Below are 13,612 nucleotides of genomic sequence, written 5' to 3'. Positions count from 1 at the left end.
ATATCAGCCCGCGGCCTCCCTGCGGCGCGCCCGGTACGCGGCCACGTGCAGGCGGTTACCGCAGGTGCGGCTGTCGCAGTACCGCCGGGAGCGGTTGCGGGAGAGATCGACGAAGGCACGGCGGCAGTCGGGCGCCTCGCACCGCCGCAGCCGCTCCTGCTCCCCGGCGACCACGAAGAACGCCAGTGCCATCCCGCAGTCGGCCGCCAGGTGGTCGGCGACGGAGGCACCCGGTGCGAAGTAGTGCACATGCCAGTCGTAGCCGTCGTGGTCCGTGAGCCGGGGAGTGGTGCCGGCGGCCGCGACCAGCTCGTTGATCAGTCCGGCGGCGGCCCGGGCGTCGGGGGCGGCGAAGACGGCGGCGAACCGGCCGCGGATCTTCCGCACCGCGGAAAGGTCGAACTCCGAGAGCGCGCCGACGTCGCTGATCTCGTGGTTGCCCACGAAATCCGTGAGCGTCGCCACGTCCGGCAGCCCGTCCGCCGCCGTGTCGTCCTCCGGTGCGGTGTTCACCAGATCGACCACGGTGTCGAGGGCGCACCGGGTGTCGTGGGTGATCAGCACGATTCGCTCCCTGGCCTGGGGGTCGGGCAGGCGCCCGCCGATGCTGGCCGATGGTAATGGCTCCGCATCCACCGGACCGCCCTCATGCCCGCACATGGCTTCGATGAGAACGCCGCCGGGCCCGCCATGGTTCCCGCCTACCGACAGTGACGACGAGCGCTCCCGTCACCTCCCGTATCCCCCCGCCGGCGTGCATGAACCGGCGCCGACTCCGCGTGATCCGCGGTGCCGGCGCCGGTGTATCCCGTATGCGGTTGTCCGAGCCCGAGCCGTCTCCCCGAGTCGACGGCGCCGGGCGGCCTTGTGAGGGCCTCGCCCTAGCTTTCCGCCAGGATGTGCGAGAGCTCCTGATCGAGGTCGAAGTGCCGGTGCTCCGTGCCGGGCGGCACGGCGGCGTCGGTCCGCTTCAGGAAGGACTCCAGGGCCCGTGCCGGGGCCTCGAGCAGGGCCTCGCCCTCCGGTGAGCTCAGGGCGATGCACACGACGCCCTGGCCGTGACTGCGCGACGGCCAGACGCGGACGTCGCCGGTGCCGGTAGGGCGATGAAGTCCCTCGGCGAGGAGGTCGCGGGCGAACACCCACTCGACGGTCTCCTCGGCTCCGGTGTGGAAGGTGGCGTGCACGGCGTAGGGGTCGGCCGTGTCGTACCGCAGGCCTGCGGGGACAGGCAGGGAGGACTCGCTCGACACAACGAGGCGCAGGTGCAGCTCGCAGCTGACCGTGGTGTTCATAAGCGCCAGGGCCTTTCGCTCAGTGTGCGCTCGGGGATTCGCACGTCGGCGAAATCGACATGCCACCTACGGTGCCGTTGTAAACCCCTCTGAGTGTTTTGCGTGCCTTTACGTAACTCTTCCGGCCGAGAGATCGTTCGCGTCGTGCGTCCATTCCGGTGACTGGTTTCGCTCGGGTAGTGTTTGGCCGTATGAATACGGGGAGTAACGAGCCGGGCGAGGTGGCCGTGGCATCGGACGAGACCGGGACGGACGGGGTGCGCAGCGAGCAAGAGCAGGGGCTTGGCTCGCGGGCGCCGGAATTCATCAAAGCGCGCCGGGCGCTGCACGTGAGCTGGCAGGTCGGGGTTTTCATCATCGGGCTCGCGGTCGTCGTGGCCGGCATCATCATGCTGCCCCTGCCGGGGCCGGGCTGGGTCGTGATTTTCGGCGGCATGGCGATCTGGGCGACCGAGTTCGTGTGGGCCCAGCTGGTGCTCCGCTGGACCAAGCGGAAGGTCACCGAGGCGGCGCAGCGTGCCCTGGACCCCAAGGTGCGGCGGCGGAACATCATCCTGACGACCGTCGGGCTGGTGATCGTGGCCGTACTGGTCGGTATCTACGTGTGGAAGTTCGGCATAGTCATGCCGTGGAAGATCAAGGACCAGTGAGTCGCGCCGGGGTGCCGGTGTCGGTCTCGCGCTGGTCACAGGCACCCCCTGACATGGGGTAATGTTCTTCCTGCGTCCGGGCGATTAGCTCAGTGGGAGAGCGCTTCGTTCACACCGAAGAGGTCACTGGTTCGAACCCAGTATCGCCCACCCGGATCAACGGCCCACCTGCGATTGAGCAGGTGGGCCGCTTCGTTGTGGGCGGGTGCGAGGGTTCGACGGCTGAGCGCGATGTGCCCGAGGGTGCCCCGCAGGAGCACGCCCGCCCGGGCTTGCCCGGCCGCGTGCTGTCCGAGCCCCCGTGCCGTCCGGCCGAGCCGCCTGTGCCGCCCGCGTCCCCGGGTCGTTGATCCGCGCGGCCTGTGGTCCCGGGTCGTCGGGCTGTGGCGCCCGTGTCCCCGGGTTGTCGGTCCGTGCCGCCTGTGGCCCCCGGGTCGTCGGTCGTGCTGTCTCTGGCCCCGCGCCGCCGGGCCGTGGCGCCCGCGTCCCCGGGCCGTCGAGCTGCGGCGCCTGTGCCCCCGGGTCGTCGGTCCGTGCCGCCTGTGGCCACCAGGTCGTCGGGCTGTGGCGCCCCCGCCCCCGGGCCGTCGAGCTGCGGCGCCCGCGCCCCCGGGGCGTCGGTCGCGCCGTCTCTCGCCCCGCGCCGCCGGGCCGTGGCGCCGGCGCCCTCGGGCCGTCCGGCCGGGGCCGCCCGCCCGCGCCCCGTGTCGTCCGGGCCCATTCGCCCTGATTCCGCCCGCCGACTCCCGGTGAACCCTGTCGTCGCCCCGCGTCGCGACCCCCCGCTCCCACCACCCGCCACACGCCCCGACGGCACCCCCACCCAAGCGCCACATGGCCGGAACCAGACCCCGCCCCGCCGCACCCGACCCTCCACCCCACCGTCGACTTTCGGTCGCCCCCGAAACCCGCACGACCGGCCCACCCTCGTTCGCCCCTTCGGCCGCACGTGCCTCACCAGCAACGTCCCCCCACCCGGCCCTCGCCCCCGCCTCCTCGCCCCGCTCCGCCCCCGACCCGCGCCGTAAGAAATTCTTGTCCGAATCATTGACGCACTCTCAGCCCCTCCGTACCTTGTGCCAGCAAGCGCTTACTTGAAACGATTCATGCGAGCGGGACGACGTGCGGGGAGGTCCAACCGTGGTGAACGGCAGGAATGTTGAGAGACGTACGGTCCTGAAGGCGGCCGGGGCCACGGCGGTCACGCTGGGCCTGGCCGCGACGACCGGCTGCGGTGGTGACGGAGGGACCTCCGCCGACGGAACGGTGACGATTCGTTATGCGTGGTGGGGAGCGGAGGACCGCGCCCAGAGAATCAACAAGACCATCGCGCTCTTCGAGAAGAAGTACCCGAAGATCAAGGTGAAAACGGACTTCCAGCCCTATCTCGACTTCTGGAAGAAGTTCAACACCCAGGCCTCCGGGGGAAATCCGCCGGACGTCTTCCAGAATGCCATCGGCTTCCTCCGTAAATACGACGCGAAGAACGTGCTGCTCGATCTCAGCGAGCAGGCCAAGGCGGGCAACCTCCGGATGGAGGGATTCCGGGCCGGTCTGGAGAAGTTCGGCGAGGTCGACGGCAAGCTCCTGGGCGTTCCGGTCGGTTCCAACTCGATGTCTCTGGTCATAGACAAGCCCGTCTACACCCGGGCCGGCGTCAAGCCCGAGCAGGGCTGGACCTGGGACGACTTCGACGCGGCGATGAAGAAGATCCGCGACAAGACGGGCCGCGCCGGGGACAGCGGCATGTACGGCGTCATGTACCTCTACGACCTGTACCTGCGTCAGAACGGCAAGGCGTTCTTCACGGAGGACGGACTCGGCTTCACCGAGTCGGATCTGACGGACTGGTGGACGAAGGCCGAGAAGGGCGTGAAGGACGGCATCTACACCGACGCCAAGAAGGTCGCCCAGATCAAGCCCAAGTCGGCGGTCGCCGCCGAGCTGGCCGGAGGCGAGTTCACCTGGGACAACTTCACCGTCCGCTACACCGCCGAGGGCAAGAGCGAGTACGGCCTGGCCCCCATCCCGACCACGGACGGCAAGAAGACCGGCCAGTACCTCGGCTCGCTCATGCTGAGCGCCTCCAAGCGCACCCAGCACCCCAAGGAGGTCGCCCAGTTCATCGACTTCATGACGCACGACCCCGAGGTCGCCAAGATCATGGGCTACGACCGCGGTGTGCCCGCGACACAGGCCCAGTACGACGCGTACCAGCCGACCGACGAGGTCAACAAGGCGATCGCCGCCTATGAGGAGTCCCTCGTCGAGGCCGGTGTCCTGGAGCCCATCACACCGCACCCGAACGGCGCGGACATCTGTGAGTCCGCGTTCCTGCGCATCGCCGAGGAACTCGCCCTGGGCAAGAGGTCGGTGGACGAGGCCGTCAAGCAGTTCTTCACCGAGTCGAAGACGGCTCTCGGCACCTGATGGGAACCGCCGTGACACACGCCCCTGCGATGGAGGGCCTGTCCCAGGACTCCGAGCCGCGGCACGGTCCGGTGAAGCCCGCGCGCCCCGCCGCCCTCAAGCGGCGGCGGCGCCGGGAGAACCTGGCCGGCTATCTCTTCATGTCCCCGTGGATCGCCGGGTTCCTGCTGCTCACCGCGGGTCCGATGGTCGCCTCGCTCTACTTCGCGTTCACCGACTACAACCTCTTCGACGCGCCCAAGTGGATCGGCCTCGACAACTTCACCACGATGTTCGAGGACCCGCGCTGGCGCCACTCGGTGCAGGTCACGCTCTGGTACGTCGTCGTCGGTACGCCCCTGAAACTGATCGCCGCCCTCGGGGTGGCGCTGCTCCTCGCCCAGAGCCGGCGCGGGCAGGCCTTCTACCGGGCCGCCTTCTACGCGCCGTCGCTGATCGGGGCGAGCGTCTCCGTCGCGATCGTGTGGAAGGCGATCTTCTCGGACGACGCCATCGTGGACCGGGTGCAGAAAAGCTTCGGGATCGACGTCGGCGGCTGGACCGGCGACCCCGACATGATCATCTACAGCCTGGTGGCGCTCACCGTCTGGCAGTTCGGCGCTCCCATGGTCATCTTCCTGGCCGGCCTCAAGCAGGTCCCGCGCGAGCTGTACGAGGCCGCCGAGGTCGACGGGGCGGGCAAGCTGCGCCGGTTCTGGAACATCACGCTGCCGATGATCTCCCCGGTGCTCTTCTTCAACGTCCTGCTGGAGACCATCCACTCGTTCCAGATCTTCAGCTCGGCGTACATCGTCGGCGGCGGCGCCGGAGGCAACGCCTGCGGTCCGGCCGACGGCTCGATGGTCTACACCTGCTACCTCTATGTCCAGGGCTTCGAGAACAGCCGGATGGGTCTGGCCTCCGCCATGGCCTGGATGCTGCTCGTCGCGGTCGCCCTGGTGACGGCGGTGCTGTTCTGGTCCCAGAAGCGCTGGGTGCACTACGAGGAGGGCGCCTCATGAGCGCACCGGCCACCGATGTCACCCCGCGAGCGGGCGGGCTCCGGCACAAGCTGCCCGGTTCCGTCGCCTGGCACATCGGGTCCCTGCTGATCCTCGCGGTGATCCTCTACCCGGTGATCTGGGTCCTCGGCGGTTCGTTCAAGAAGAGCGAGGACGTCGTCGGCAGCCTGGATCTCTTCCCGGGCGATCCGGTCATCTCCAACTACACCAGCCTCGCCGACGGCATCGCCGACATCCCGATCTCCACGTTCTTCTTCAACTCGCTGTTCCTCGCGGTCGGTTCGGTGATCGGGATCCTGGTGTCCTGCTCGCTGACGGCGTACGCCTTCGCGAGGATCAGGTTCGCGGGCCGCAATCTGCTGTTCGCGCTGATGATCGGCACCCTCCTGTTGCCGTACCACGTGCTGCTGATCCCGCAGTACGTGCTGTTCCGCAACATGGAGATGATCAACACGTACACCCCGCTGCTGCTGGGGAAGTACCTGGCCACCGAGGCGTTCTTCGTCTTCCTGATGGTGCAGTTCATGCGCAACCTGCCCAAGGAACTCGACGAGGCGGCCAGGCTCGACGGCTGCGGGCACCTGCGGATCTACTGGTCGATCATGCTGCCGCTGTGCCGCCCGGCCCTGATCACCAGTGCGATCTTCACGTTCATCAACGCCTGGAACGACTTCATGGGCCCGCTGATCTACCTCAACGAGCCCGACAAGTACACGGTCTCGCTCGGACTGAAGATGTTCGTCGACCAGGAAGGGCTGGCCAACTACGGCGGCATGATCGCCATGTCGCTCGTCGCGCTGCTGCCGGTTCTCGCATTCTTCCTGGCCTTCCAGCGGTATCTGATCGACGGCATGGCCACGTCGGGTCTGAAGGGCTGAGGCGGGCATGGCCGGGACCCGAGTGAGGGCGCGGGGTGAGTCGGTGCTCGCCGAGCGGTTCGCGGTGTTCGCCGAGTGTCTGCTGACCGGGGTGTGGATCGCGGTGGCCTCGCTGGGGGTCGTGACGTATCCGGCCGCGTTCGCCGCGGGTGCGCGGCATCTGCGGCGCCGTACCGCGCACGAGGGCGGTGGGTGGCGGGAGTTCGTCGCCGACTTCCGCAGGGCCCTGCGCGGCGGGTGGCTCGCCGGGCTCGCCGGGTGGGCGGCGGTGGCCGCGGTATGGGTGGACGTCCAGGCGGCCCGGGCGGGGATTCCCGGCGGGCCGCTCGTCGGAGCGGTCGGGGTCGTGGCGCTGATCGCCCTCGTCGTGGCGGGGCTGCGCGCGTCGGCGGTCTGGGAGCCGGAGGCCCGGTGGCGGACGCTGCTCGCGGCTGCCTGGCGCAGGACGGTCCTCGACCCCGCCGGGTCCTTCCTGATCATCGCCGGGCTGGCCGTGGTGGCCCTGTCCGCCTGGTTCGTCGCGCCGCTGGCGGTCCCCGTCCTCGGGGCCGTCGCGGCGGCGGCCGTCGCCGTGGAGGAGCGGTACCGGCACCGCTGACCGGCGGTGCCCGCACCCCCGGCCGGCGTCCCGGGCGCCGCGCCACACCCTGTCATGCCCCTGACCAGCGCACGGAATCGCTTCCCGCACGGACCTTCCCCGCACGGACCTTCCCGCACGGACAAGGAAAGGCAGCATCTCTATGTCTCCCATCCCCCGCAGGTCCCTCCTCAAGGCGGCAGCCGTCGCCGGAGCCGCCGCCCAGTTCAGCTGGGCCCTGGGGGCGCAGAACGCGCAGGCCGCCCCCGGCGCCCAGCCCGCCGACGCCGACCCGGTGACCCTCGACTGGCTGGAGGACGGCGGACTCGGCGCGGCCCCCGGCTCCACCGTCGGCGTCCCCTGGCCCAAGGGCGCCTACGAGAAGGAGCAGACCTTCGCGCTCACGGACGCGGACGGCAAGGCCGTTCCCGTGCAGTCCTGGCCGATCGCCTACTGGCCCGACGGCTCCCTCAAGTGGACCGCGCACGCGGTCGGCTCGGGCAAGGGCAAACTCACCCTCGCCGCCGGCACCCCCGCCGCCCCCGAGAAGAAGGTCACCGTCGACAAGAGCGGCGGCACCATCGACATCTCGACCGGCGTCATCACCGCGAAGATCGGCAAGTCCGGGTCCACCCTCGTCAAGTCGGTCACCCGGGGCTCGACGGAGATCGCGAAGAACGGCCGGCTCGTGCTGATCCGCCAGCCCGAGATCGAGGACGAGGACCAGGGCGCGGTCAAGACCGAGCGCTTCGACGGCGCCATCTCCAAGGTCGAGGTCGAGCAGGCGGGCCCGGTCCGCGCCGTCGTCCGGATCGACGGCAAGCACCGCAAGGGCGGCCGCAGCTGGCTGCCCTTCTCCATCCGGCTCTACTTCTACGCGGGCGCCGACTCCTTCCGCATGGTCCACACCCTCACCTTCGACGGCACCCAGGAGCCCGCGAAGGCGAGCGGCGACTTCATCCGCGGGCTCGGCGTCCGCTTCCAGGTCCCGATGCGGGACGAGGCGTACGACCGTCACGTCCGTATCGGCGGCGACGGCACGGGCCTGCTCCGCGAGGCCGTCAAGGGCATCACCGGACTGCGCCGCGACCCCGGGGCGGCCGTGCGTACGGCCCAGTTCGAGGGCAAGAAGCTGCCCGACCCGGCCACCTGGGACCAGCGGGTCACCACCCGCCTCCAGTACATCCCCGAATGGGGCGACTACACCCTCTCCCAGCTCTCCGCCGACGGCTACACGGTCCGCAAGCGGACGAAGAAGGGCCACGGCTGGATCGGCGCGGGCGGCGGCCGCCGGGCGAGCGGCTTCGGGTACGTCGGCGGCGCGAGCGGCGGATTCGCCTTCGGCCTGCGGGACTTCTGGGAGAAGTTCCCCGCCCAGCTCGACATCCGCGACGCCCAGACCGACACCGCCGAGGTCACCCTCTGGCTCTGGTCACCCGAGGCACAGCCCATGGACCTGCGCTTCTACCACGACGGCATGGGCCAGGACACCTACCCCGAGCAGCTCGAAGGCCTCAACATCACCTACGAGGACTACGAGCCCGAGTTCGGCACCCCCTACGGCATCGCCCGCACCAGCGAACTCCTCTTCTGGGCCCACGACTCCACCCCGGGCGCCGAGGCGATGGCCCGGCAGGTGGCGGCCGTACGCACTCCGCCGCAGCTCGCCGCCCCGCCCCAGCAGCTCATCAAGGCGGGCGTCTTCGGCAAGCTGTTCTCCGCGCCGGACCGCTCCACCAGCGCCAAGGCCAAGATCGAGGACCACCTGGACTTCCTCTTCACCTACTACAAGGACCAGGTGGAGCAGCGCCGCTGGTACGGCTTCTGGGACTACGGCGACATCATGCACAGCTACGACCCGAGCCGTCACCAGTGGTGCTACGACGTCGGCGGCTACGCCTGGGACAACTCCGAGCTCTCGCCCGACCTGTGGCTCTGGTTCGCCTACATGCGCTCCGGCCGCGCCGACATCTTCCGCTTCGCCGAGGCCATGACCCGGCACACCGGCGAGGTCGACGTCTACCACCTCGGCAAGTGGGCGGGCCTCGGCACCCGGCACGGTGTCCAGCACTACGCCGACAGCGCCAAGCAGCAGCGCATCGCCAACACCACCTATCGCCGCTACTACTACTTCCTCACGGCGGACGAACGCGTCGGCGACCTCATGCACGCCAACGTCGACTCCGACGAGACGTTCCTCGTCCTCGACCCCATCCGCAAGATCCGCACCGAGCCGTACACCCCCGACCGCAACGCCCTGTCCATCGGCTTCGGCACCGACTGGAGCGGTCTGGTCTCCGCCTGGCTCACCGAGTGGGAGCGGCGCGGGCCCAAGTGGGAGAAGGCCAAGGCCAGGGTCCTGTCCACCATGGAGACCATCGCCGCCCAGCCCAACGGCTTCGTCCAGGGCAACGCGCTGTACGACCTGGACACCGGGAAGTTCGCCGTGGCCAAGGAGGCCAAGGTCGGGGTCTCGCACCTGTCGGCCATGTTCGGCCTGGTCGAGCTGTGCGCCGAGCTGATCGACCAGGTCGACATGCCGAAGTTCAAGGAGGCGTGGCTCGACTACTGCCGCTACTTCAACGCCACCAAGGCCGAGCAGAAGGCCCGCTACGGCTCCGACTTCGGTTCCCTGCTGCTCTTCCAGGGCCACTCACGGCAGGACGCCTACGCCGCCGTCCAGGCGGGCGACGACAAGCTGGCCGCCCGGGCCTGGCGGCAGTTCTACAACAGCGCCGACACCTGGGACTACAAGGAGTCCACCGACTGGTCCACGAAGAAGATCGAGGGCCCGACCGGCCTGGTCCCCGGCAGCGAGGCGGCCTGGGTGTCCACCAACGCCACGGCCCTGTACGGCCTGGCGGCGATCCAGAACCTGGCGCTGGTCGGGGACAAGATGCCCTAGCCGTTCCGTAGGAGACGGCTAGCTCATCCTTCCGAGGACATCCCGTACTCGCCGGACGTCCCTGATCCGCTGCTCGTACGTCGCCCCGAGGGCGAGCAGCAGGAGTCCGGCGAGGGCGGGAGGCGCCCAGCGGGGGAGTGCGCCCGTCACCTGCACGACGTACGGGGCGAGTTCGTGCAGCGTGACCAGGGCCAGCGCCGAGCCGCCGAGCACCAGCGGCGCCTGGAGGTGGTGCCGGGCTCCCAGCAGGGTGACCAGCAGGGCCGCCGTGCCCAGCAGCAGCGGCCGCGTCCAGTGCGGGTCGGCCCAGGCCGCGACGAGGCTCGGCAGGAGAGTGGCGGCGAGCCCGGGGCCGTACGCCGTCCAGGAGGACGCCCCCGGGTCGCGGTGCCGGCGCAGGGCGCCGACGAGCAGCGCGGGCACGGTCACCGGGAGCGTGTAGGCCTCGGGTGTGCCGACGTCCCAGGCGGCCAGGCGTACCCACGCGGCCAGCACGAACAGGGCCGTGGCCGCGTAGCCGACGGGACGGCGGTCGGGACGCAGCGCCGTGCCCGCGGCGATCACTCCGCACAGCGCCAGCACCAGGGCGAGCAGCGGCGGATCCGTGACGGCGAGGCCCACGGCCAGCAGGCCGGTGGCGGCTCCCGCGATCTCGACCGGCACGGTCGCCCGGTGCTCACCGAGACGCGACGCGAGCAGCGCTGCGGCCACGGGAACGGCCAGGACCAGCAGGGCGGTTCCGCCCGGCGGCCAGTCCGCGGCGGCACCGGTCGCCGAGGCCAGGGCGGCGGCGTACCCGAGGGCGGCCGGAGCCGTGACGGGGGCGACGCTCGCCTGCCATGAGGCCGCGGCGAACAGCGACACCAGCACGGACAGCGCCACGAGGGTCGCGGTCTGAGAGGCGAGAGCCGTCAGGGCGAGGCTGACGGAGGTGACCAGGGCGAGGACGAGAGCGGTGAGTCGCGCGACCGGCACCGTGGCCCGGCGCACGTACAGCGCGGCCGCCGTCATGACCCCCAGGACCGACATCCCCGCGACGTACGGAATCCCGAGAACCGCAGGGAGTATCAGCGCCGTGGCCCAGAGCAGGCCCAGCGCACCCAGCCGGGCCCGGGCACGCCACCGCTCCATGCGGATCGCCAGGGCGAGCACGGCCGCGACGGCGACCAGCACGACGGGAGCCGTCACCGAGTCCGGGGGCCAGGGCGCCTCGACGGTCACCGCGGTGCGGGCGTCCGAAGGAGCACCGCTCCACACGCGGCCCACCCAGCCGGCCGGTCCCAGCAGCACCACGGTGACGACGGGCAGGGTCCACAGCAGCGCCAGCGCCTGTACGACACCGGAGGCCCAGGCGAACCCCTGCCGTATCGCGTCGGGCAGCCGCCCGGCCGTCATCGCCGCCAACAGGGCGATACCGAACGCCAGATGGGCCGGAACCGCCCACTCCGACGGCAGTCCGGAGCGAGCGACCCCACCGAACGCGCCCACGGTGAGCAGACCCGAGGCGATCGCGAGACCAAGAGGGTGCCGGGTGCCCGGGCCCCGCCAGGCCGCGCCCAGCGCGATCGCCGCCGCGAGCAGGAGAAGCCCTCCGGCCCGGGCGGCGTTGCCCGGATCGTCCGCCGCCGCCGACAGCCAGCCGGCGGCCAGGACGCCCCAGCCGCCCATCCCGTACGCACCCACGACAGCGGCGATCCGCACCGGACCGGCCGTCACCCGCAGCGCCGCCACCGTGTCGGGCCCGGCCGTCACCAGCAGCGCGGCCGTGATCATGTACGGACCCGCGTCGGCGGCCAGGGCCCACAGCAGCAGCGGGAACTGGGCCGCGGCCACGGCGGAGGGCAGGGACAGCCGCAGGGCGGCCGTCGCCGGAAGCAGGCCGTACGCCGACCAGATCACCGCGAGCACCGCTGACGCGGCAGCGGCGTACCCCGTCCCGTCCGTCCCGGTGAGGGCGGCCTCGTGCAGCGCGTACGCGTCCAGGACGGTCAGGGCGAGCCCCAGTCCCGCCACGGACTCGGCCGTCGAGCGCAGCCCCCGCTTCAGCAGGAGCGCGGGCCCGGCGAGCGCGGCCAGCGTGACCGCGCCGAGCACCAGCGCCCGCCCGGTGATGCCCATATGACCCCAGCTGACCAGCGTGAACACCGCCGCCGCCAGCGTGAGCAGCACACCGCCCAGAACCAGGAGGACGTTCTGCACGCTGGGCGCGGCGGTCTCCGGGCGAGGCGGTGCCGTGCTTGACCAGGCCACCGGCAACGGCTGCCGTTCCCGTTGCAGGACCGAGACCAGCCAGGCGCGGCGGGTCAGCAACTGGGCCCTGCGGGCGTCCAGTTGCCGGAGCTCGGCATCGAGGAGCCGCAACTCCTCGGCCGGGGGCGGAAGGTGTGTCATGCCTGGCAGTGTGGTCCGCGTCACCTCGCACGGCATGAGTGCGGATACTCAGCCGCGTACTCATACAAGCTCCCCACCAGGGGTGGGCAGACTGCGTGCATGGACTGGAACCACTACCGCTTCCGCAGCCTGTGGCCCCTCACCGCGCCGCCCGCCACCGTGTACGAGGTCCTGGAACGGGCCGAGGACTACCCCCGCTGGTGGCGCCAGGTCCGGCAGGTGACCCGGCTCGACGAGACCACCGGCAGGATCCGGATCCGCTCCGTCCTGCCCTACGACATGACCTTCACGGCGCGGGAGGTGCGGCGCGATCCCGCGGCCGGTGTGCTGGAGACCGCCCTGTCCGGGGACATCGAGGGCTGGGCGCGCTGGACGGTCACGCCGTTCGGGCCGGGCAGTCTCGCGCGGTACGACCAGGTCGTGAGCGTGACCAAGCCGCTGCTGAGGAGGCTCGCCGTACCGGGACGGCCCGTCTTCCGCGCCAACCACACGCTGATGATGCGGTCCGGGCGGCGCGGACTGGCCAGGCACCTCGAAGCGGTTTGAAGGAAACGTGCCGGGGCCTGTATTGTTCAGTCCGTTCCCGGGCGATTAGCTCAGTGGGAGAGCGCTTCGTTCACACCGAAGAGGTCACTGGTTCGAACCCAGTATCGCCCACCGGAAACAGCCGGTCCGTCTCAGACGGACCGGTTTTTTCATGCCCGGAAGCTTCGGACCGGATGCTCAGGCCGCTGCCGGCAGGTCTGGACGCAGGGGCCAGGCCGGGTCGACCGACTCCTCGACACCGCTGCGCGCGAACCACGCCTGGAGTCCCCGGGCCTGGGCCGCGTGCCACACCGCCTGCAGCGTGTGCAGTTCGCCGGGGGCGAGCCGCTCCAGCCGGGACGCGAACCGGCGGCCCACCGCCCGGGTGACCTCCAGCGCCGCCACGGCATCGGCCGCCGCGTCGTGCGCGCCCTCCAGCGTGACGCCGTAGTGCGCGCACAGGTCGGTCAGCGTGCGACGGCCCTTGCGGTAGCGGTCCAGGTGCTTGTCCAGGACCCTCGGGTCGAGCACGAGCAGCGGCGCCGGCTCGAACCAGCGGTCCAGGGCCGAGGCGCGATGGCGACGCAACTCCCGGTCCAGCAGGGTCAGATCGAACGGCGCGTTCATCACCACGACCGGGCGGCCGGCGTGGGCCTGCTCGGCCAGCGCCTCCGCTATCTCGTACATCACCGGCGCCGGCCACCGGCCGTTGCGCTGCAGGTGTTCCTCCGTCAGCCCGTGCACCGCCGTCGCCTCGGCGGGCACCGGCACCCCCGGATTCACCAGCCAGCGGCTGACCCGCGGCCGGACGCCCGGGGCGTCCTGGATGACGACGGCCGCCGACACGATCCGGTCGGTCTCGACGTCCACGCCCGTCGTCTCCGTGTCGAAGGCGGCCAGCGCCCCCTCGTACCAGCACGTCGTCATAGCCACACAACCCCTCGTTCACCTTCGGCAGTT

The 13,612-nt window shown here is 70.8% G+C and carries 11 protein-coding genes and 2 tRNA genes; 9 read left to right on the top strand and 4 right to left on the bottom strand.

The window, feature by feature from the left end; translation table 11 throughout:
• Window positions 1-3: 3 nt before the first annotated feature.
• Both ACZ6I3_RS30350 and ACZ6I3_RS30345 read right to left on the bottom strand, forming a co-directional pair.
• A complete protein-coding gene (locus ACZ6I3_RS30350; protein WP_469418928.1) occupies window positions 4-564 on the bottom strand; it encodes a CGNR zinc finger domain-containing protein in 561 nt (186 codons plus the stop codon).
• 317 nt (window positions 565-881) lie between these two features.
• The gene (locus ACZ6I3_RS30345) at window positions 882-1,295 is read right to left on the bottom strand and encodes an SsgA family sporulation/cell division regulator (protein WP_004002642.1); all 414 of its coding nucleotides are present in this window, start codon (window positions 1,293-1,295) and stop codon (window positions 882-884) included.
• 191 nt (window positions 1,296-1,486) lie between these two features.
• On the opposite strand from ACZ6I3_RS30345, the gene ACZ6I3_RS30340 reads away from it, so the two are divergent.
• From ACZ6I3_RS30340 to ACZ6I3_RS30310, 7 genes are all read left to right on the top strand, one after another.
• On the top strand, window positions 1,487-1,945 hold the full coding sequence (locus tag ACZ6I3_RS30340; protein WP_469418926.1) for a TIGR02611 family protein: 459 nt from the start codon (window positions 1,487-1,489) through the stop codon (window positions 1,943-1,945).
• Between the two features lie 78 nt (window positions 1,946-2,023).
• Window positions 2,024-2,095: transfer RNA gene (locus ACZ6I3_RS30335), tRNA-Val, on the top strand.
• Window positions 2,096-3,085: 990 nt separating this feature from the next.
• On the top strand, window positions 3,086-4,375 hold the full coding sequence (locus ACZ6I3_RS30330) for an ABC transporter substrate-binding protein (RefSeq protein WP_469418925.1): 1,290 nt from the start codon (window positions 3,086-3,088) through the stop codon (window positions 4,373-4,375).
• Window positions 4,375-5,376, top strand: a complete 1,002-nt coding sequence (locus tag ACZ6I3_RS30325) for a carbohydrate ABC transporter permease (protein ID WP_469418924.1) — start codon at window positions 4,375-4,377, stop codon at window positions 5,374-5,376. Before ACZ6I3_RS30330 ends, ACZ6I3_RS30325 begins: the two co-directional genes overlap by 1 nt.
• Entirely contained in the window at window positions 5,373-6,254 is an 882-nt protein-coding gene (locus ACZ6I3_RS30320; RefSeq protein ID WP_469418923.1) for a carbohydrate ABC transporter permease, read from the top strand. The genes ACZ6I3_RS30325 and ACZ6I3_RS30320 overlap by 4 nt, the downstream gene beginning before the upstream one ends.
• Before the next feature lie 7 nt (window positions 6,255-6,261).
• Window positions 6,262-6,852 (top strand): hypothetical protein, encoded by a 591-nt coding sequence (locus ACZ6I3_RS30315; RefSeq protein ID WP_469418922.1) that lies wholly within the window; start codon window positions 6,262-6,264, stop codon window positions 6,850-6,852.
• 142 nt (window positions 6,853-6,994) lie between these two features.
• On the top strand, window positions 6,995-9,736 hold the full coding sequence (locus ACZ6I3_RS30310; protein ID WP_469418920.1) for an exo-rhamnogalacturonan lyase family protein: 2,742 nt from the start codon (window positions 6,995-6,997) through the stop codon (window positions 9,734-9,736).
• A gap of 18 nt (window positions 9,737-9,754) precedes the next feature.
• Here the strand turns inward: ACZ6I3_RS30310 and ACZ6I3_RS30305 are convergent, their stop codons facing one another.
• Window positions 9,755-12,163, bottom strand: coding sequence for an SCO7613 C-terminal domain-containing membrane protein (locus ACZ6I3_RS30305; protein ID WP_469418918.1), 2,409 nt, complete (start codon window positions 12,161-12,163; stop codon window positions 9,755-9,757).
• 63 nt (window positions 12,164-12,226) lie between these two features.
• Between ACZ6I3_RS30305 and ACZ6I3_RS30300 the strand changes: the two genes are divergently transcribed.
• Together ACZ6I3_RS30300 and ACZ6I3_RS30295 are read left to right on the top strand one after the other, a co-directional pair.
• A complete protein-coding gene (locus ACZ6I3_RS30300) occupies window positions 12,227-12,673 on the top strand; it encodes an SRPBCC family protein (RefSeq protein ID WP_469418917.1) in 447 nt (148 codons plus the stop codon).
• A 39-nt stretch (window positions 12,674-12,712) separates the two neighbouring features.
• A tRNA-Val gene (locus ACZ6I3_RS30295) sits at window positions 12,713-12,784 on the top strand.
• 66 nt (window positions 12,785-12,850) lie between these two features.
• Here the strand turns inward: ACZ6I3_RS30295 and ACZ6I3_RS30290 are convergent.
• Window positions 12,851-13,579, bottom strand: coding sequence for an exonuclease domain-containing protein (locus ACZ6I3_RS30290; protein ID WP_469419100.1), 729 nt, complete (start codon window positions 13,577-13,579; stop codon window positions 12,851-12,853).
• Between the last annotated feature and the right edge of the window lie 33 nt (window positions 13,580-13,612).

The sequence above is a fragment of the Streptomyces sp. NPDC041940 genome, from assembly GCF_055589465.1.
Note: the sequence above shows the minus strand (reverse complement) of the source record. Positions and strands in the feature narration are given on the sequence as shown.